This window comes from Amycolatopsis ponsaeliensis (assembly GCF_030182635.1).
In the GTDB taxonomy this organism is placed as follows: Bacteria; Actinomycetota; Actinomycetes; order Mycobacteriales; family Pseudonocardiaceae; genus Amycolatopsis; species Amycolatopsis ponsaeliensis.
The window spans coordinates 1-18,958 of record NZ_JAPZLD010000069.1; the positions used below are offsets into that span (position 1 = coordinate 1).

General features: G+C 71.1%; 21 protein-coding genes. 15 read left to right on the forward strand and 6 right to left on the reverse strand.

The window, feature by feature from the left end; all coding sequences use genetic code 11:
* Nucleotides 1-126: 126 nt before the first annotated feature.
* From QQ657_RS51675 to QQ657_RS51690, 4 genes are all read right to left on the reverse strand, one after another.
* Nucleotides 127-879 carry a lytic polysaccharide monooxygenase gene (locus QQ657_RS51675; RefSeq protein ID WP_284749831.1) on the reverse strand — a complete coding sequence of 251 codons (753 nt, stop codon included), beginning with the start codon at nucleotides 877-879 and terminating at the stop codon, nucleotides 127-129.
* 145 nt (nucleotides 880-1,024) lie between these two features.
* Nucleotides 1,025-1,741: a dienelactone hydrolase family protein gene (locus QQ657_RS51680; protein WP_284749832.1), complete on the reverse strand. Its 717-nt coding sequence runs from the start codon at nucleotides 1,739-1,741 to the stop codon at nucleotides 1,025-1,027.
* Between the two features lie 52 nt (nucleotides 1,742-1,793).
* Nucleotides 1,794-2,969: a globin domain-containing protein gene (locus QQ657_RS51685; RefSeq protein ID WP_284749833.1), complete on the reverse strand. Its 1,176-nt coding sequence runs from the start codon at nucleotides 2,967-2,969 to the stop codon at nucleotides 1,794-1,796.
* Between the two features lie 283 nt (nucleotides 2,970-3,252).
* The gene (locus QQ657_RS51690; protein ID WP_284749834.1) at nucleotides 3,253-4,428 is read right to left on the reverse strand and encodes a globin domain-containing protein; all 1,176 of its coding nucleotides are present in this window, start codon (nucleotides 4,426-4,428) and stop codon (nucleotides 3,253-3,255) included.
* 321 nt (nucleotides 4,429-4,749) lie between these two features.
* Between QQ657_RS51690 and QQ657_RS51695 the strand changes: the two genes are divergently transcribed.
* From QQ657_RS51695 to QQ657_RS51710, 4 genes are all read left to right on the forward strand, one after another.
* Complete coding sequence (locus QQ657_RS51695) at nucleotides 4,750-5,232, forward strand: MarR family winged helix-turn-helix transcriptional regulator (RefSeq protein WP_284749835.1); 483 nt, start codon at nucleotides 4,750-4,752, stop codon at nucleotides 5,230-5,232.
* Nucleotides 5,233-5,332: 100 nt separating this feature from the next.
* Nucleotides 5,333-6,520, forward strand: a complete 1,188-nt coding sequence (locus tag QQ657_RS51700; protein ID WP_284749836.1) for an MFS transporter — start codon at nucleotides 5,333-5,335, stop codon at nucleotides 6,518-6,520.
* Between the two features lie 108 nt (nucleotides 6,521-6,628).
* Nucleotides 6,629-9,223, forward strand: a complete 2,595-nt coding sequence (gene clpB / locus QQ657_RS51705; RefSeq protein ID WP_284749837.1) for an ATP-dependent chaperone ClpB — start codon at nucleotides 6,629-6,631, stop codon at nucleotides 9,221-9,223.
* A gap of 199 nt (nucleotides 9,224-9,422) precedes the next feature.
* Nucleotides 9,423-10,181: a type III secretion system chaperone family protein gene (locus tag QQ657_RS51710; RefSeq protein WP_284749838.1), complete on the forward strand. Its 759-nt coding sequence runs from the start codon at nucleotides 9,423-9,425 to the stop codon at nucleotides 10,179-10,181.
* On the opposite strand, the gene QQ657_RS51715 is transcribed toward QQ657_RS51710, so the two are convergent.
* On the reverse strand, nucleotides 10,178-10,864 hold the full coding sequence (locus QQ657_RS51715) for a hypothetical protein (protein WP_284749839.1): 687 nt from the start codon (nucleotides 10,862-10,864) through the stop codon (nucleotides 10,178-10,180). The two genes, QQ657_RS51710 and QQ657_RS51715, sit on opposite strands and share 4 nt — an antisense overlap.
* Before the next feature lie 71 nt (nucleotides 10,865-10,935).
* Here QQ657_RS51715 and QQ657_RS51720 point away from each other — a divergent pair, with 71 nt between their 5' ends.
* From QQ657_RS51720 to pyrE, 4 genes are all read left to right on the forward strand, one after another.
* Entirely contained in the window at nucleotides 10,936-11,703 is a 768-nt protein-coding gene (locus QQ657_RS51720; protein WP_284749840.1) for an SDR family NAD(P)-dependent oxidoreductase, read from the forward strand.
* Nucleotides 11,704-11,805: 102 nt separating this feature from the next.
* Nucleotides 11,806-12,567 carry an ABC transporter ATP-binding protein gene (locus QQ657_RS51725; RefSeq protein ID WP_284749841.1) on the forward strand — a complete coding sequence of 254 codons (762 nt, stop codon included), beginning with the start codon at nucleotides 11,806-11,808 and terminating at the stop codon, nucleotides 12,565-12,567.
* Nucleotides 12,567-15,014, forward strand: a complete 2,448-nt coding sequence (locus tag QQ657_RS51730) for an ABC transporter permease (protein ID WP_284749842.1) — start codon at nucleotides 12,567-12,569, stop codon at nucleotides 15,012-15,014. Before QQ657_RS51725 ends, QQ657_RS51730 begins: the two co-directional genes overlap by 1 nt.
* Nucleotides 15,015-15,041: 27 nt before the next feature.
* Nucleotides 15,042-15,605: an orotate phosphoribosyltransferase gene (gene pyrE / locus QQ657_RS51735; protein WP_284749843.1), complete on the forward strand. Its 564-nt coding sequence runs from the start codon at nucleotides 15,042-15,044 to the stop codon at nucleotides 15,603-15,605.
* Nucleotides 15,606-15,648: 43 nt separating this feature from the next.
* Here pyrE and QQ657_RS51740 read toward each other — a convergent pair whose 3' ends face one another.
* Entirely contained in the window at nucleotides 15,649-15,834 is a 186-nt protein-coding gene (locus tag QQ657_RS51740; protein ID WP_284749844.1) for a CsbD family protein, read from the reverse strand.
* 160 nt (nucleotides 15,835-15,994) lie between these two features.
* Here QQ657_RS51740 and QQ657_RS51745 point away from each other — a divergent pair, with 160 nt between their 5' ends.
* The 7 genes from QQ657_RS51745 to QQ657_RS51775 all read left to right on the forward strand — a co-directional run bounded on the left by QQ657_RS51745 (nucleotide 15,995) and on the right by QQ657_RS51775 (nucleotide 18,953).
* Nucleotides 15,995-16,558, forward strand: coding sequence for an RNA polymerase sigma factor (locus QQ657_RS51745; RefSeq protein WP_284749845.1), 564 nt, complete (start codon nucleotides 15,995-15,997; stop codon nucleotides 16,556-16,558).
* Nucleotides 16,549-17,103 (forward strand): Asp23/Gls24 family envelope stress response protein, encoded by a 555-nt coding sequence (locus QQ657_RS51750; protein WP_284749846.1) that lies wholly within the window; start codon nucleotides 16,549-16,551, stop codon nucleotides 17,101-17,103. The genes QQ657_RS51745 and QQ657_RS51750 overlap by 10 nt, the downstream gene beginning before the upstream one ends.
* Nucleotides 17,100-17,456, forward strand: coding sequence for an Asp23/Gls24 family envelope stress response protein (locus QQ657_RS51755; RefSeq protein ID WP_284749847.1), 357 nt, complete (start codon nucleotides 17,100-17,102; stop codon nucleotides 17,454-17,456). Before QQ657_RS51750 ends, QQ657_RS51755 begins: the two co-directional genes overlap by 4 nt.
* Nucleotides 17,453-17,764: a hypothetical protein gene (locus QQ657_RS51760; protein ID WP_284749848.1), complete on the forward strand. Its 312-nt coding sequence runs from the start codon at nucleotides 17,453-17,455 to the stop codon at nucleotides 17,762-17,764. The genes QQ657_RS51755 and QQ657_RS51760 overlap by 4 nt, the downstream gene beginning before the upstream one ends.
* A gap of 69 nt (nucleotides 17,765-17,833) precedes the next feature.
* Nucleotides 17,834-18,259, forward strand: coding sequence for an Asp23/Gls24 family envelope stress response protein (locus tag QQ657_RS51765; protein ID WP_284749849.1), 426 nt, complete (start codon nucleotides 17,834-17,836; stop codon nucleotides 18,257-18,259).
* A 25-nt stretch (nucleotides 18,260-18,284) separates the two neighbouring features.
* A complete protein-coding gene (locus QQ657_RS51770; protein WP_284749850.1) occupies nucleotides 18,285-18,449 on the forward strand; it encodes a hypothetical protein in 165 nt (54 codons plus the stop codon).
* A 111-nt stretch (nucleotides 18,450-18,560) separates the two neighbouring features.
* Nucleotides 18,561-18,953 (forward strand): DUF2784 domain-containing protein, encoded by a 393-nt coding sequence (locus tag QQ657_RS51775; protein WP_284749851.1) that lies wholly within the window; start codon nucleotides 18,561-18,563, stop codon nucleotides 18,951-18,953.
* Nucleotides 18,954-18,958 lie beyond the last annotated feature (5 nt).

Below are 18,958 nucleotides of genomic sequence, written 5' to 3' on the forward strand. Positions count from 1 at the left end.
GGGGGCGGTGTGTGTGGGGGGTTACCACCATCTCATGCAACAGCCGGGGGGCGGGTTTTAGGGCGGGGGGCGCGCCCGCGCCGCTCCCGCCGGCCCCCCGCCGCGCGACGACGGCCAACCACACTCTCACTGGCGCTGCCACAGCGCCGGGGTGTTCGGCGGCTCCCAGCCCGCGATCGCCGTGTGCGGCTGCAGGCAGCGGTAGCTCACGCCGTTGTACGTCACCACATCGCCGGCCTTGTACGCCGTTCCGGCCGCCCACGTGCCACTCGACGGCGGCGTGGTCGGCGTTGTGGTCGGCGGGCGGGTCGTCGTCGGGGGCGGGGTCGTCGTGGTCGGCGGCGGGGTGGTTCCGCCGCCGCCGATCTGGAGGTCGACGCAGCTGTAGAACGCGTTGGTCGTGTCGGAGATGTTCCAGATCGCCAGCACCTTCACCCGGCCCGAATAGCCGGCCAGGTTCACCGTGTGCTGCACCGTCGCCGGGGGCTGCTGGTTGTTGCCGGCGATGTTCGCGACGCGCGTGTTGCCGATGTAGTACTCGTAGTTCGAGGTGGCGTGCCGGGCGGTGAACACCCAGTTGAACGTCACCATCGTGCCGACCGACTTGGCCGGCCACGGCTTCGAATCGTCGGAGAGCTGCGAGAAGCGGGAGTTGCCGCCGTCGCAGCTGCGCAGGCCCTTGGGCCCTTCGACGCTCTGGGGTTCGTAGACGATGGCGCCGCAGTCCGGGACCTTCCCCGCCGCGCAGTTGGCCTGCCGGCTGGGTGGGTCCGAGATGTAACCGTGGGCGCTCGCGGTGGTGGCGGGGAGGACGACGACCAGCACCGGGGCGAGGAGAACACCGGCAGCGGCCGCGAAGAGCTTGCGTTTCCAGGTCATTTCGGCTCCTCGAGGGGGAACAGCGTTGTTCCGGAGGGAGGACGAACGAGCACATCCGGGGAAGATGTGGTCTAGACCATAAGGCGATTCGGGCACAACGGTCAACAAACAACAGCCGTTCGGAGACTTCGCTAGCCCGCTCGGCTCAGTGCGAAGGTCGGGCCGGTTGCTGCAGGTGTTCGCCGAAGAACGACGTCACCCGGCGCCACGCGTCTTCCGACGCCTCGTGGTGGTAGGTGAACCCGATGACCTTGAGCAGCAGGTTCAACGGCGCCGCGACCTCGATCTTGTTCGCGAACCCGTGGCTCGCGCCGGCGTACTCCTTGACGTCGTGCGGGATCTCACGCTCGGTGAGCGCCGTCTCGAGCTTCGCGGCCGCGCCGCGCAGCGAGAAGTCCTTCTTGCCGAAGCTCGCGACGATCGGGCACGCGTCGTCGAGCACGGACAGGTTCTTCGGCAGCTGCCCGTAGTAGGGCGCTGAAGCCTCGAAGCCGCGTGACACCGCGACGAGCGCGAAGCCGCCGCCCATGCAGAACCCGGCGATGCCGATGCGGCCCGAGCAGTCCTCCCGTGCCGCCAGCAGCGAACGTGACGCCTCGATGTCGTCGAACGTCCGGCCCTGGTTGGCGAACATGTCCGAGAACACGCGGCGCACGCACCGGCGAAAGCCGCCGCGCGCGTACAGGTCGGGGCTGAGGGCGAGATAGCCCTCGGCGGCGAAGCGGTCGGTGATGTTCTTCGTGTCCTGGCTCAGCCCGAACGCGTCGTGGATGAGCACCACGCCCGGGTGCGGACCCTCGCCCGCGGGCTCCGCCAGGTAACCGCCGATGGTCCCGTCCGGAACCGGAATGGTCATCTCCATATCGGCAACATAGCGAGAATCCATCCCGCACGCGCGGTCTGCTGAGAGTTCCTCAGTCCAGGGTGAACGGGTCGAAGCGGATGCGTTCGAGCTCGATGCCGATGGTCAGCAGCTTCGCGATCGTCGCCCGGATCATCGGGGGCGAGCCGGAGACGAGGATGTCGTGGTCCTTCCAGGTGCCACGCTGGCTCACCGCGTGGGCCAGCGTGCCGCGGTCGCCGCCCGGGATCGCGCCCTCTTCGGTCACCGGGGTCACCGTCAGCCACTTCGACACCGCGGTGAGCCGCCTGAGGTCGTCCAGTGCGTACAGGTCCTCGGGTCTTTTGCCGCCGAAGAACAGGTGCACCGGCGGGTTGCGCTTCCAGTGCGCGAGATCGTCGAGGATCGAGACGAACGGGGTGACCCCGGTGCCGCCGGCGATCATCAGCAGCCGTTTTCTGGTGGCGGTCGGGCGCACGTTGAGCGTGCCCATCGCCGGCCCGAGCCGCCAGGTGTCCCCCTGCTTGGTGTGGTTGACGATCGCGCCGCTCACCCAGCCGCCGGGCACCGCGCGCACGTGGAACGTCATCTGGCCGTCGCCGCGCGGCGCGGTCGCCGGGGAGAGGTAGCGCCACATCCGCGGCCGCTGCGGCACCTCCACGCTGACGTAGCTGCCGGCCCGGAACGGCAGCAGCCCCTCGGTCTGCACCCGCACCATCGCGACGTCGCGGGACAGCTTGCGGTGGTCGAGCACCCGCGCCGTCCACGACGCCGGCCCGGTCTCGGCCTGCGCGGCCTCGCGCATGGTCTTGGCGATGAGCCCGTACGCCGTCGTCCACGCGGACTCGACCTCGTGCGTCCACTTCTGCTTGAGGAACCGTTTCAGCGCGGCCAGCAGCGCGACGCCGACGGCGTCGTAGTGGCGGGCGACGACGGCGAACTTGCGGTGGTCGCGGCCCAGTTGCCCGAGGAAGGTGGTCAGCTCGTCGGGCCGGTCGACCATCTGCACCACGTACACGAGCGCGCGCAGCAGCCGGCTGCGCTGGCTCGCCATGGTGACCGGGAACAGGTCGCGGCAATCCGGGGCGACCACGAACAACGCGCCGTAGAAGTACTGGGCGACCTCGTCGGCTTTCGGTTCGATCTCCGCAAAACTTTCACGAATCAACCGGGCGAGTTCGCGACCTTCCACGGCCGAAACGGGAACGGTCTTGGGCGGTGCGGAGATCTTCAGGGATTCAGCAGTCATCGGGAACGGTAATCTCCAGTCCTGCAAAGGCATTTTTCGCGCCGTGCATGCGGCGTCGCCGTGCGGTGCCGCCCCCGAGGGTTTCCGACTGTAGGCGAATTCCCGTGCAGATGCGCGTGATTCCGCGCGGTCCGCTCGAACGGACCAATTTCGCCACACCGGGTAAACCCCATCTGGCGCAGGGTAAAAACGATCACCCGGATGGTTTACGCGAGTCGCGTAACAATTCCCGTCGTTCGTTCGATTTGTGCATCGGACCGGTGGGCCCGCAATTGACGGGGTGCTAGTCGATCGTGAACGGGTCGTACTGGATCTGGTCCAGTGCGCTGCCCGCGACCAGCATGCGCGACACCGTCGCGCGGATCATCGCCGGCGAGCCGGACACGAGGACGTCGTGGTCCGGCCAGGCGCCGTACCGCGTGATCGCCTCGGCCAGCGTCCCCTGCTCGAACCCCGGGACGTCGCCGCCGCGCTCCACCACCGGCGTCACGTTCAGCCAGGGGTTGGTCGACGCGAGCGCGCGCAGTTCCTCGAGGTCGTAGAGGTCTTCCCGGGCCGGCCCGCCGTAGAACAGCCACGTCTTCGGGTTGTCGCCCCACAGCGCGAGGTGGTCGAGGATCGACCGCAGCGGCGCGATGCCCGTCCCGCCCGCGATCATCAGCACGCCCCGCGACGTTTCGCGGTCGACCGCCAGCCTGCCGAGCGGCGGGCCGAGCCGCCAGACGTCGCCGGGCTGGGTGTGGCTGACTATCGCCCTGGACACCCAGCCGCCGTCGATCGCGCGGACGTGGAACTCGATGCCGCCGTCCTCGCGTGGCGCGTTCGCCGGCGAGAGGTAGCGCCACAGCCGCGGCCGCTGCGGGACTTCGACGCTCACGTACTGGCCGGGGTGGTAGGGCACGGGCTGGTGGGGCATCAGCCGCACCAGTGCGAGGTCCCAGGTCAGCCGCCGGTGCTCGACCACGGTGGCCTGCCACGACGGCGGGTTCGTGTCGGACGCGGCGGCGTCCTGCATGGCCCGCGCGGCGATGGTGAACGCCTCCGCCCAGGCCCGTTCGACCTCGGGTGTCCACTCCCGGCCCAGGTGGTTCTTGAGCGACGCCAGCAGCGCGGTGCCGACGGCTTCGTAGTGCCGGGGCACCACGCCGAACTTGCGGTGGTCGCGGCCCAATTGGCGCAGGAACGGCGCGAGGTCGTCGGGCCGGTCCACCATCTGCACGATGTGCACCAGCGCGCGCACCAGCCGGCCGCGCTGGATCTCCATGTTGATCGGGAAGAAGTCGCGCGTGGTCGGCGCCAGGGTGAACAGCATCCCGTAGAAGAACTGGGAGATGTCCGCGATGTACGGCTCGGACTTCGCCCAGCTGTCGCGGATGAGCTGGACCATCGCGACGACGGCGGCGGGCGCCTCACGCGGCGACGAAGACCTGGGGAGCGGGCTGACCGAGTCGGCTGTCATGGAGTGGAGTTCGCTCGCTGGGGACGGAAGGACGACGGCACCCGATCATTCACCGCCGGCCCGGGCGCGGTGACGGCAGTTTCGCTCACAGCCGCCTCCTCGCTCCTTCGTCACCACGTCCACCTCGTCACTCTTCGGGGCCGCGCGCAGGCCCGTCCGCAGGGTAGCCGTCGACCGCCCTTTTGCCTGCATTGTTGCTCCGACCGGGTGTATTGCCCCCGGTTACGGCGTGGGCGACCTCACCGGGGCTGATCCTTGCCCGCGCAAGCGATCGGCAATAAACTTGTATTGCACAAGTAATAGCTGCGGCAGGAGGGTCCGATGGGCTTCGACGACACCGACGACGTCCGGGTCGAGCTCATGCGCGAGCTGAAGACCGCGTCGCAGCTCCAGCACGCCTGGATCATGCAGGCCTGGCAGGACCAGCCGGGGTTGCACCCGGCGGCCGCGATGCTGCTGTCCGACCTCGCGAAGAACGGCGAAGCCAGGCCGTCCGAGCTGGCCAAACGCCGGTTCGTCGACCTTTCGGTGGTCAGCAGGCAGATCACGCAGCTGTCCGCGGCCGGGCTGGTCGACCGCCGTCCCGCGCCCGAAGACGGCCGCGCGTCCCTGGTGAGCGTGTCCGAGAAGGGCCGGGAAGAGCTCGGCCGCTGGCGCGCCAACTACTTGGAGTTCATGGAGAAGGCCCTCGGCGGCTGGGACGACGAGCGCGTCACCGACCTCATCGGCCGGCTCGCCGAGATGAACGCCGACCTCCGCCGCGCGCTCGGCAGCGCCGCCTACTTGGCTGACACGACCAAGTGACGTAATGGCGCCGCGAGAACACCGCCAGTGGCATCGGTCCCGCCGGAATGTCTCCGTTCGGTCCTGACTTGGCGGTGTGCCAGGGAGTTAACGTCGACGGGTGACGCGTAGCCGGGTGGCGCTGCTGTGCGCGCTGGGGACCGACAACTTCGGCTCGGGTCTGTTCCTCCCGTTGGCACTGGTCTACGTGACGCAGGTGGTCGGCGTGCCGCTCGCGGTGGCCGGGACGGCCGTCACGCTCGGCACCGTCGGCGGGCTCGTCGTGCCGCCGCTGGCCGGCCGGCTCGTGGACCGCGTCGGGCCGCGGGTCGTGGTCATCGGCGCCCAGCTGCTGCAGGCCGCCGGTGCGGGCGCGTACCTGCTCGCCGACGGCGTGGGCCCGGTGGTGGCCGCCGCGGTCCTGCTCTCCGCCGGCCAGCAGCTGTTCTACAGCTCCCTGTTCGTGCTCATCGCCGACGTCGCGGGCGACGTCCCGAAGGATCGGCCGTTCGCCGAGGTGGGGATGGTGCGGGCCGGCTGCTTCGGCCTCGGCGGCCTCGTCGCGGGGGCGTTGCTGACCTTGCTCGGCGCGGGCGGGTACCGGATCGCGCTCCTCCTCGACGTCGCGACGTTCTTCGTGGCCGCGTCGATCCTCGCCCTGTTCGTCCGGCTCGCGCGACCGCACCGGCGGCACTGCGAGCGGTCGGTCAAGGTGCTGCGCGACCGGCCGTACCTCGCCCTGATCCTCTTCAGCGGCCTGTTCGGCCTCTCGCTCGAGTTCTTCCTGATCGGCACGCCGGTGTTCGTGCTCGACCGGATGCACGGCCCGGCCTGGCTGCCCGGCGCGATCCTGGCCCTGCTGACCGTGCTGACCAGCGTCGGCGGCACGCTCGCGCTGCGGCTCACCGCCCACCTGAGCCGGATCACGGCGATGCGCGCGGGCTCGGCGCTGTTCGCCGCGTGGTGCCTGGTCAGCCTCGGCGTGCTGCTCGTGCCCGACGGCTGGCGCGTGGCCTACCTGCTGGCGTCGACGCTGATCTTCGCCGCCGGCGACCTGGTCTTCGGCCCGCGTTCGGGTGCTCTCGCCGAAGCCGCGGCACCTCCGATGGCCCGCGGCCGTTATCTCGCTGCGTACCAGTACGCGTTCACCGTGGCGCAGGTCCTCGCGCCCGCCGTGGTGGCGTTGTTCTCGGTGGCCGACTGGTTACCCTGGGTGCTGGTCGGGGCGTGCGCGGGCCTCGCCGTGGCCGGGCTCGGGATGCTCGGATCGCGGTTGCCGGCCGACGCCGTCGCACCTGGTCAGAGTTGAGCGGAACAGACTCAAGTTTTCGTGCGTTAAGGATAGTGTCAGGTCTCGGTCAGGCCTGTCACCAGGCGCTTTGAGTGTTTCAGCGAGTTATCGAGCATGAGGTGAGGGATGGACGCTTTCAACCCGACCACGAAGACCCAGCAGGCGATCTCGTCCGCGGCGCAGGCGGCCACCATGGCCGGCAACCCGCACGTGTCGGCCGCCCACCTGCTGGGCGCCCTGCTGGCGCAGGGTGAGGGGCTGACCGCACCGCTGCTGACCGCGGTCGGGGCCGACCCGGGGGTGGTGCACAAGGAGCTCGAGCCGCTCATCGCGGCGCTGCCGTCCGCGACCGGCGCGACGGTGTCGAGCCCGCAGTTCGACACCTTCGCCGTGAAGTCGCTCACCCACGCGCAGAAGCTCGCCACCGAGCTGGGCGACGAGTACGTCTCCACCGAGCACCTGCTCGTCGGGCTCGCCACCGAAGGCGGCCAGGTGGCCGACCTGCTCAAGCGCCACGGCGCGACCCCGGACGCGCTGCGCGAGGCGTTCGTCAAGGTCCGCGGCTCGGCCCGGATCACCAGCGAGGACCCGGAGAGCACGTTCAAGGCGCTCGAGAAGTACGGCGTCGACCTCACCGCGCGCGCCCGCGCCGGCGAGCTCGACCCGGTCATCGGGCGCGACACCGAGATCCGCCGCGTCGTGCAGGTGCTGTCGCGGCGCACCAAGAACAACCCGGTCCTGATCGGCGAGCCGGGCGTCGGCAAGACGGCCATCGTCGAAGGGCTGGCCCAGCGCATCGTCGCCGGGGACGTGCCGGAGTCGCTGCGCGGCAAGCGCGTCGTCGCCCTCGACCTCGGGTCGATGGTGGCCGGCGCGAAGTTCCGCGGCGAGTTCGAGGAGCGGCTGAAGGCCGTGCTCAAGGAGATCACCGACTCCGCGGGCGAGGTCGTCACGTTCATCGACGAGCTGCACACGATCGTCGGCGCCGGCGCGACCGGCGAAGGCGCGATGGACGCCGGCAACATGATCAAGCCGATGCTCGCCCGCGGCGAGCTGCGGATGGTCGGCGCGACCACCCTCGACGAGTACCGCCAGCACATCGAGAAGGACGCCGCCCTGGAGCGGCGCTTCCAGCAGGTGCTGGTCGGCGAGCCGTCGCCGGAGGACACCATCGCGATCCTTCGCGGGCTGAAGGAGCGTTACGAGGTGCACCACGGTGTCCGGATCACGGACGCCGCGCTGGTCGCCGCGTCGACGTTGTCCGACCGCTACATCACCGCGCGCTTCCTGCCGGACAAGGCCATCGACCTGGTCGACGAGGCCGCGTCCAAGCTGCGCATGGAGATCGACTCGCGGCCGGTGGAGATCGACGAGGTCGAACGCGCCGTGCGCCGCCTGGAGATCGAAGAGATGGCGCTCGCCAAGGAGAGCGACGCGGCTTCGAAGGATCGGCTCAGCGCGTTGCGCGCCGAGCTGGCCGAGAAGCGCGAGACGCTGACCGCGCTGACCGCGCGTTGGCAGAACGAGAAGGGCTCCATCGAGAAGGTCCGCGAGCTCAAGGAGCAGCTGGAGCAGCTGCGCGGTGAATCCGAGCGTGCCGAGCGCGATGGCGACCTCGGCAAGGCCGCCGAGCTGCGTTACGGCCGGATCCCGGCGCTGGAGAAGGAGTTCGAAGCGGCCACCGCGGCGAGCGAGGCCAGCCAGCAGAACGTGATGCTCAAGGAAGAGGTGGGTGCGGACGACGTCGCCGACGTCGTGGCCGCGTGGACCGGCATCCCGGCGGGCCGGCTGCTCGAAGGCGAGACCGGCAAGCTCCTCCGGATGGAGGACGAGCTGGGCCGCCGCGTCATCGGGCAGCAGGAGGCCGTGCAGGTCGTCTCGGACGCGGTGCGCCGTGCCCGGGCCGGCGTCGCCGACCCCGACCGCCCGACCGGCTCGTTCCTGTTCCTCGGCCCGACCGGCGTCGGCAAGACCGAGCTGGCGAAGGCGCTGGCCGAGTTCCTGTTCGACGACGAGCGCGCGATCCAGCGGATCGACATGAGCGAGTACGCCGAGAAGCACTCGGTGGCGCGCCTGGTCGGTGCGCCGCCGGGCTACGTCGGGTACGACCAGGGCGGGCAGCTGACCGAGGCCGTCCGGCGCCGGCCGTACTCGGTGGTGCTGCTCGACGAGGTCGAGAAGGCCCACCCGGACGTCTTCGACGTGCTGCTGCAGGTCCTCGACGACGGGCGGCTGACCGACGGCCAGGGAAGGACGGTCGACTTCCGGAACACCATCCTGATCCTGACCTCGAACCTCGGTTCGCAGGCCATCGCCGACCCTTCGCTGGACGAACGCCAGCGGCGGGACGCGGTGCTGAACGTGGTCCAGCGGCAGTTCAAGCCGGAGTTCCTCAACCGGCTCGACGACATCGTCGTGTTCCACTCGCTCGGCACCGAGCAGCTGACGTCCATTGTGGACATCCAGGTGGCGCGGCTGGCGTCGCGGCTGGCCCAGCGCCGGCTCAACCTGGAGGTCACCGACGGCGCCCGCGAGTGGCTCGCGCTCAACGGCTTCGACCCGATCTACGGCGCCCGCCCGCTCCGGCGGCTGGTCCAGTCGGCGATCGGCGACAAGCTGGCGAAGGAGCTGCTGTCGGGTGAAGTCCGCGACGGCGACACGGTCCGGGTGGACATCCCGGACATCGAGGCCGGGGACGCGCTGACGGTCACCCGCGTCTGAAGTTCACCAAGCGGTGCCATGAGGGGCACCTTCATGGACATCACGTCCATGGGGGTGCCCCTCATGGCTTTCGCGGCCGTCCAAAGTGGCTTCTCGTGGCGATTTGTCGACCCGGGGACAGGGAATTGGTCCGAACGGGCCCGGCGACACGGGTACCGGCGATCATCTCTTCGGCGTAGCAGGCGATACCCTGCACGGCGTGGGTATTCCGGCGTGGATCTGGTTCGTCATCGCCGCCGTCGCGCTGGTGGCGGGGCTGGGGCTGCTCGCGGCCGACCGGGCGAAGGAGGGCTCGCGCAACCGCGAGCGAATGCGCTGGGCGCAGTTGCGCGGCTGGCAGTTCGTCGAGGAGGACGAACGGCTGCCGCAGCAGTGGTCCAACGGCGCGATCGGCTACTTCGGCGCGGACGCCGCCGTGAACGTCGTCGCGGGCTCGACCTTCACCTCCGACGGCCGCCGTCCCGTGTTCATCTTCGACATCGAGTCCGAGGGGCAGATCCCGGCGGTCGTCGTCGCCGTGCGCTGCAACAAGAAGCACCGGATCCCGATCGAGATGTGGCTGTCCAGCGTGCCGTTCCAGCGCGCCGACATGCCCGAGATGCTCGGCCCGATCGGCTCGCGCTACGCCTTCGCCGACGACGCCGACGGGGCCCGCGCGGTGATCACCCAGGAGCTCGTCGACGCCGCGGACCAGCTCGGCGGCGACGTCGGCGTGGCCTGGCTCGAGGCCGAGTGGGTGCTCGCCAGCGTCGTCCCGACCGCCGGTCCGTCGCGGCTCGAGCGGCTGCTGCGCGACCTCGGCGAGATCGCGGACATCGTCGACCCGTTCGACGAGGACTACGACGCGGGCCGCCACCAGGCGAGCGCGCCCATCCCGTCCGTCGGCGGCACCCCGCCGACCCCGGCCGCGGGGACGCCGGTCCAGCACCAGCCCGTGGACCCGCCGGCGCAGGACTAGAAGCCGAGCACCGGCTGGTCGAGCACGCTGACCGCCAGCGTGCCGCGCAGCGACGTCGTGCCGCCCTGGACGTGGACGACGTGGTCGACCCCGAGGTCGCCGCTGAACGAGCCCGATGACGGGCTCAGGGACGTCCTGACCAGGCCGGACGCCGGTCCGATCTGGCCGCCCAGCTCGTGCGTCTGCCCCAGGTCGAGGTGGCCGGAAAGGCTGCCGATCGCGTGGAGCTCGGACGCCGTCCCGACCGCGCCGAGCTGTCCGAGGTCGACGGCCTGGCCGGACGAGTGGCGGGCCGCGACCCCGCCGGTGAGGTCTCCCGCGAACAGCCCCGCGTCGAGCTGCTCGGCGTTTTCGCTCAGGACGTCGACGCCCTTGGCGAGCCAGACGCCCTGGTGGGACCGTTCGACGGCACCCGCGCGGTCGCCGCGCGTGGCGACGGCCTCGGTGAGGTCGGACGCGAGCCGGGCGTCGCCGAGCTGCTTGACGACGACGTCGCGGCGGCTCGCGGAGAGCGTGTCGCCGTCGCTGTCGAGCGTGGTGGTGTGCCGGTGGTCGAGGGGCAGGGTGAGTTCGGCCGGGGCCGCGAGCGCCGCCGCGGGGGCCGCGAACAGGAGGGCCACGGGCGCCGCGCCGGCGGCGATCTTGGGCAGGTAGCCGCTCTTGCGCCTGCTGTGCTTACCCATGATCGGGACGATAACCCGAGGGCGAAACAGCTGCACCCGGAGGCCCTGACCTGTGGGTATCGTTCACCCACATGACCACCACCGCTGTGATCACCGGAGCCACCGCGGGCATCGGCGCGCAGTTCGCGCGCACGCTCGCCGCCGAGAAGTACGACCTGGTCCTCGTCGCCCGCGACGTCACGCGGCTGGAGGCCTACGCCGCCGAGCTGCGGGAAAAGCACGGCGTCGGCGTCGAGGTGCTCCCCGCCGACCTGTCCGAAGTGGACGGACGGACGGCGGTCGAGGAGCGGCTCGCCGCCGGCCCGGTCGACCTGCTGGTGAACAACGCCGGGTTCGGGCTGAACGGCGACTTCTGGACGATCCCGCCGGACGCGCTGCAGCGCCAGCTCGACGTCAACGTCACCGCCGTCCTGCGGCTGACGCGGGCCGTGCTGCCCGGCATGATCGAGCGCGGCCACGGCGAGATCATCCAGGTCAGCAGCGTCGCGGGGTTCTTCAGCGGCCGCGGTTCGACGTACACGGCCAGCAAGAACTGGGTCACGTCGTTCACCGAAGGCATCGCCGCGTCGCTGCCGAAGGGCGTCCGGATGATGGCGCTCTGCCCGGGTTTCACGGCGACGGAGTTCCACCAGCGGGCCGGCATCGGCAAACCGGGCCCGAAAATCGCCTGGCTGGGTGTCGAACAGGTGGTCGGCGAGGCGCTCGCGGACCTGCGCCGCGGCAAGGTGATCTCGGTGCCGAGCCTGCAGTACAAGGCCGTCGTCGCGATCGGCGGGCTGCTGCCGCGCGCGGTGCTGCGCCGGATCAGCGGTGGTTTCGGCGGCAAGGGCCGCACCTGACTCCGCACTTTCACGTGAAAGTGCGGAGTAGGGCTGTCCCTACCCCGAAGACGCGCGTGCGCACCAGGGTGGTCCGGGCGCTGCCTCCCTAGCGTTTTCCCCATGACAACTGGGTGGCACGAGGCAGCGGACGCGGTCCGGCTGGAAGCTGTGCGCAAGGAGTACGGCGAAGGCGTGGTCGCGCTGGACGGGGTCTCGATCTCGTTCCCGCGGGGCGGGTTCACGGCGGTGATGGGCCCGTCCGGGTCGGGCAAGAGCACGTTCCTGCACTGCGCGGCCGGGCTCGACCGGCCGACGTCGGGCCGCGTCGTGCTCGACGGCCAGGACCTCGACGGCAAGAGCGAGACGTACCTGACGAAGCTGCGCCGCGACCGCGTCGGCTTCGTCTTCCAGGCGTTCAACCTGCTCTCGGCGCTGACGGTCGAGCAGAACGTCGTGCTGCCGCTGCAGCTGGCCGGCAAGCGCCCGGACAAGCGGCTGGTGGCGCGGATCCTCACGCACGTCGGGCTCGACGGGCGCCGCAAGCACCTGCCCGGCCAGCTCTCCGGCGGGCAGCAGCAGCGCGTCGCGATCGCGCGGGCCCTGGTCACCGACCCCGCCGTGCTCTTCGCCGACGAACCGACCGGCGCGCTCGACACCCGCACCGCCGCCGACGTGCTCGGCCTGCTGCGCGAGTCCGTCCGGGCGTCGGGCCAGACGGTGATCATGGTGACGCACGACCCGGTCGCCGCGTCCTACGCCGACGAGGTCGTGTTCCTGGCCGACGGCCGCATCGCCGGCCGCCTCGCCCGGCCGACCGCGGCCGCCGTCGCCGAGCGGATGACCCACCTGGGTGCCTGGGACCGGCTGGCGGTGCAGGCCTGATGTTCTCCCTCGCCCTCCGGACCCTCCGCCTGCGCAAGGGGGCCTTCCTGGCGACGTTCGTCGCCGTGTTCTTCGGCGCGCTGATCGTCTCGGCGTGCGGTGGCCTGATGGAGACGGGCATCCGGTCCGAGACGCCGGTGCAGCGGCTGGCCGCCGCGCCGATCGTCGTCGGCGGGCAGCAAACGTTTGCGGTGCCCGAAGACGACCCGGCGACCCTCGACCCCGACGACAAGCACAAGTTCAAGAACGCGACCCTGCCCGAGCGCGTCCGCGTCGATGCCTCGCTGGTCGACCGCCTGCGCGCGGTCCCCGGCGTCACGAACGTCGTCGGCGAGGTCAGCTTCCCGGCGCAGGCCGGCGCCGCGAGCGCCCTCGGGCACGACTGGGATTCCGCCGCGCTGACGCCGTACACGCTGAAGGGCGAAGCGCCGAAGCCGGGCGAAGTCGTGGTCGACGCCGGCCTCGGGCTCGCCGTCGGGGACACGGTGCCGGTCGCCGCGCACGGCAGCGTCGGCGGGTACCGGATCTCCGGCATCGCCGAAGCACCGCAGGCCATGCGGGATTCCGCACTGTTCTTCTCCACTGCCGACGCGGAAAAGCTCTCCGGGCACCCGGGTCAGTTCGACACGATCGGCGTCTTCGGCGGGGACGCCGCCGCGGTGTCGGCCGTGGTCGGGGACGCCGGGGTCGTGACGACCGGCGCCGACCGTGGCAGCCTCGAGTTCCCCGAGGTGGGCCAGAGCGGCGAGAACCTCATTGTCCTGGCCGCCGTTTCCGGCGGGCTGTCGGCGATGGTCATGGTGTTCGTCGTCGCGGGCACGCTCACGCTGTCGACCCAGCAGCGCCAGCGCGAACTCGCACTGCTGCGTGCGATCGGCACGACCCCTCGCCAGCTACGGCGGATGGTCCTCGGCGAGGCGCTGGTCGTCGGCGTGCTCGCGGTCGCCGCCGCCGTCGTGCTCGGCCCGGTGCTGGGCAACTGGCTGTTCGGCGAGCTCGCGGCCAACCACGTCGTGCCGGACGTGCTCGAGTTCGAGCAGGGCTGGCTCCCGGCGACGGTCGCCGCGGGCGCGTCGCTGCTGGCCGTCATCGCCGCGTCCTTCGTCGCCGGACGGCGGGCCTCGAAGGTCCGCCCGACCGAGGCGCTGGCGGAAGCCGCCGTCGAACGCCGCTGGCTGACCCCGATCCGGGTGATCACCGCGATCCTGTGCTTCGCCGGCGGGACGGCGCTGGCCATCGTCACGGTCGCCGTGATGACCGGTCCGGTCGCGGCCAGCACGGCCGGCCCCGCGGTGATGCTGTGGGCGTTCGGGCTCGCGGCGATCAGCCCGGGCGTCACGAAGGTGACGGCGATGCTGCTGCGCTGGCCGGTCCAGGCCGTCAGCGGCGTCACCGGCCGGGTCGCGCTGCTCAACACCCGCGTCGGCGCGGTCCGGACGGCGGGCGCCGTCACCCCGATCATGCTCGCGGTCGGCATCGCGACCGCCAACATCTACCTGCAGACCACCCAGGAAGCCGTCTCCGACCAGGCGTACACCGAGGACCTGCAGGCGGACGCCGTCGTCGCCGGGCCGAGCGGGCTGGACCCGTCGGTGCTCGGCCGGGTCACCGCGGTGCCGGGGGTCGCCGGTGCGTCGGAGTACGTCACGAGCACGGTGTTCGTCGTCAAGCCGTACGACTCGAACTCCGATGACGACGGCTGGCCCGCACTCGGCGTCAGCGAGCTGACCGGGAACGCGATCGAGGTGCCGGAGAAGCTCGGCCGCCACGTCGGCGACACGCTGTCGCTGCGGCTCGGCGACGGCACGCCGGTGGACGTGCGGGTGAGCGCGGTCGTGAGCCAGCGTCCCGGGTTCGAACGGCTCGTGCTGCCCGCGTCGCTGCTCGCTCCGCACACGACGCTCGGGCTCGCCCCGCAGCTGCTGGTGCGGGCGGCCGAAGGCGTCGACACGGCGACGCTGACTTCGCGGCTTCGCGAGGCGACAGCCGGGTTGCCGGTCCAGGTCGGAGATCGTGACGCGCTCATCGCGGCGCACGCGAAGGGCAACGAGATCGGCGCGTGGGTCAACTACCTGCTCGTCGGGATGATCATCGCGTACACGGTGATTTCGGTCGTCAACACGCTGGTGATGGCCACGTCCAAGCGGCGCCGCGAGTTCGGGCTGCAGCGGCTGAGCGGGTTCACCCGCGGCCAGGTGCTGCGGATGGCCGGCGTCGAAGGCGGGCTGATCGCGACCATCGCGGTGCTGCTCGGGACGCTGGTCGCGGCGGGCTCGATCGTGCCGTTCTGCCTGGTGGTGAGCGGATCTTTGCTGCCGTCCGGGCCGATCACGATCTACCTGACGGTGCTCGCGATCGCCGTGGTGCTCTCGCTCGTCGCGATCCTCGTTCCGGCCTGGGCGGCGACGCGCGGGCGTGCGGTCGACGCCACATCCATCGGAGAGTGAGAACGGCCGTGTGTAAGACTCTCGGCCGTGGCGTACCCCGGGTTGGATCAAGCGGCGAAACTCGAACTGGCCAGGCTGGTCACCGATCTTTCCGTGGTGCACGGAAAAGTGACCCTGGCGTCCGGCAAGGAAGCCGACTACTACATCGACCTCCGGCGCGCGACGCTGCACCACGCGGCCGCACCGCTGATCGGCAAGCTGCTGCGCCAGCTCACCGCGGACTGGGACTACGTCGCCGCGGGCGGGCTGACGCTCGGCGCCGACCCGGTCGCGCTGGCGATGCTGCACTCCGCGGCGACCGACGGTGTCGTGCTCGACGCGTTCGTCGTCCGGAAGTCCGTCAAGGAACACGGCATGCAGCGGCGCATCGAGGGCATGGAGGTCCGGGGGCAGCGCGTGCTGGCGGTCGAGGACACCTCGACGACGGGCGGCAGCGTGCTCGAAGCGGTCGCGGCCCTGCGTGAAGCGGGCGCGAACGTGATCGGCGTGGTGACGGTGGTCGACCGCGACACCGGCGCGCGCGAGGCCATCGAGAAGGAAGGCCTGGAGTACCGCTACGTCCTCGGCAAGGACGACCTCGGCCTGGACTGACCGGCCGGACCCGGGGACCCCCTCGGTCCCCGGGCCGCCCGGCTCACTTCTTGAAGAGGTCCTTCGCGGCGTCCTTCACGTTCTCGACGGCGCCTTTCAGCCCGGCCTTCGCCTGGTCGGCCTGGCCCTCGGCCCGCAGCTGCTCGTCGCCGGTGGCCGACCCGGCCGCCTCCTTGGCCTTGCCACCCAGCTCTTCGGCCTTGTTGCCGATCTTGTCGCCCAGCGACATCGCGCACCTCCCGTTCCGCCGGCGCCCCGGCGGGGCACCCTCGTGCACCAAGGACCACCGAGGCGCGTGATCGTCACGGGCTCGCCCCGGTGACCCACGTCACCGACAATCACCCCGTGACGTTTCCCGCGCCTTCGTGTCTTCCCGTCGAGGAGGTGCCGTGACGACCAGCGCGGAGCCCGGTACGCCGCTCGACGACGTGACCCTCGTCGGGCGCGCGAAGGACGGCGATGTCCAGGCGTACGAGCAGCTCGTGCTGCGCTACCAGGGGCCGATGTTCCGGCTCGCCGTGAAGATGCTCGCGCACCGCGGCGACGCCGAGGACGTCGTGCAGGAGGTCTTCCTCAACGCCTGGCGCAAGCTCGACCAGCTCGGCGAGGACGCGGCGTTCGTCGGGTGGCTCTACCGGGCCACCACGAACCGCTGCCTCAACGTGATCCGTGCGCGCAAGCCCCAGGCCGACGTCGACCTGGACACCGCCGAGTCGCCGCGGGCGGACCTCCAGCCGGAGCGGGCCGCCCAGGTCAGCGGCCAGCTCGCGGCGTTGAACGCGGCGCTGGCGCAGCTGACGCCGGAGCAGAGAGCGTGCTGGCTGCTGCGCGAAGTGCACGGCCGGTCCTACGAGGAGATCGGCGAAGTCGTCGGCGCGAACGCGACCGCGGTCCGCGGCCGGATCGCGCGCGCCCGGGCTCAGCTGGCGGAGGTGATGAAGCCATGGCGATGACGGACTACGAGCTGCCCTGCGAACGCGATGTCGAGCAGGTGTGGGAACGGCTGGACGCGGTCGGCGCCGGGCTGGCCGACGAGCACGAGCTGACCTGCCCGCACTGCCGGGCCGCGCGCGAAAGCCTGCTGGCCCTGCGCGAGGCCACCACGGAGCTGGTGGCCGAGGACGACGTGCCACCGGCCTTGTTCGGCCGGATCATGTCGGCGGTGCGGGCCGAGGTGCGGCGCGGCTCGATGGTGGCGCTGCCGACCCCGGAACCGGGGTTCGTGGAGATCAGCGAGCAGGCCGTGGCCGCGGTGCTGCGGTACGCGGCGGACACGGTCGACGGCGTCCGGGCGCGACGCTGCCGGGTGCGCACGGGCGTGGACGGCGTCGTCGAGGTCGAACTCACCCTCGCGGTGAGTGTGCGGAACGTCGCCGGCGGTGCGGCGTTGGCGCTGGTGCGGGAGCGGGTGACCGCGGCGGCCGCGGCCCGGGTGGGGCTGACGCTGGCGAAGCTCGACCTGCTGGTGGACGACGTATATGGAGAGCCAGGGGAATGAGCGTGGACTACGTCATCGCCGATCCGGTGATCGCCAGCGTGGCGGCCCGGGCGGCGATCGACACTGCGGGTGTGGTGCGGCTCGAACCGGGCCTGCGTGGCCTGGTGACGGCGTGGACGCGGGCTGCCCGCCAGCGCTGGAAGGGCCTCGACCCGGCGCCGGCGGATGGCGTCCGGGTCCGCACGACGGACGGCCGGGTGACCGTCGAGATCGACCTGGTCACGGCGTCGGCCGACCAGGCCGCGGCGGTGGGCCGGGCGGTGCAGCGCGCGGTCGGGCGGTTCGTGACCGAGCAGACCGGCCTGGTCGTCGACGAGGTTTCGGTGTCCATCATGGACATCGAGAACCGGTGACCGGGACCGAAGCCGTCGAGAAGATCGTCGGCGCCCTCGCAGCGGTGGACGGCCTTCGCCTGGCCACCCCGGTTTCCCCCGGGACGACGTGGCTGCCGGTGGACTGGGCCGGGCAGGCGGTCGACCTGTCGCCGGAGGTCGTCCAGGTCCGCCTGATCGCGACGCGGCTGCCGATCCCGCCGTTGCTGGACCGGGCCGCGGCGGCGGTGCGTCCCGTGCTGGTGGGGACGGAGTGGGAGAACGCGCGGCTGCGGCTGGTCGTCACCGACCTCGACGGCGCGGCGTTCGCGAGACCCACGTCACAGTGAGCCTCTCCCGTCTCGCGGGTCCTTAGCTACGAAAAGCCTTGGGGCTCAGGACATTCAGGGAGGATCTCCATGACCGCGACGGCCGAGAAGAGTGAAATCACCGCCCTCGTCACGAAGCAGGGCACGACCACGATCGCCGACACCGTGGTGCAGAAGATCGCCGGGCTCGCCGCGCGCGAGGTCAGCGGCGTGCACGACCTCGGCGGCGGCGCGGCGCGGGCGTTCGGTGCCCTGCGCGACCGCATCCCGGGCGCGTCGGCCAGCGCCGGCCAGGGCGTCTCGGTCGAGGTCGGCGAGAAGCAGGCGGCCGTCGACCTGCAGATCCTCGTCGAGTACGGCGTCGCCATCGCCGACCTCGCGCGGTCGGTGCGCCGCAACGTCATCACCTCGATCGAGCAGATGACCGGGCTGCAGGTCGTCGAGGTGAACATCAACGTCAGCGACGTCCACCTGCCCGGCGACGAGGAGCCGGCGCCGAGCGACCGGGTGCGCTGACCTGGCCCGGCGTACCGTCGAGAGCATGGACGAGCCGTCGAAGCCCGACGAGCCGCCGGAGCGGCGCGGGCACCAGCCGCCGTGGAAGAAACCGCCTGAGCAGTACCCGCATGAGGAGCCGACGAAGTACCCGGCAAAACGCCCACCGGAATTCCCACCGGGTGTGACGCCTTCGTCACCGCCGGAGTGAACGGGTTGCTCCGGTGGGTTGAACATCACACAGCGGGGCATTCTCAGGGGCGGCCGAACTCGATCAGCGGAGTAACGTCGCTGGTAGGGGGTTCGGTGAAGGGGGCGTGTGGTGGCGAAGTTCTTGGCGGAAGTAACTGTCGCGGTGCACATCCTGGCCCTGCTGCTCATCGGTCTCGGCGGTTTTCTCGCCTGGCGCTGGCCGAAGCTGATCTTCGTGCACATGCTCGCCGTCGCCTGGGGCATCCTGGTGAACGTCGCGCCGGTGCCGTGCCCGTTCACCGCGCTGGAGAACTTCTTCCGCCACCAGCAGGGCCTCGGTGACCTGCCCGGCGGGTTCAACGCCTACTACCTGTACGGCACGGTGTTCCCCCAGTCGTGGCTGCCGGCGATCGGCGTCGTCGCGATCGCGGTGGTCGTCTACTCCTACGTCGGCGTCTACCACCGCTGGCGCCACCGCGACCACAGCGAGGACGCCCGGACGCACCGGGTGCGGCTGGGCTAGGCGAC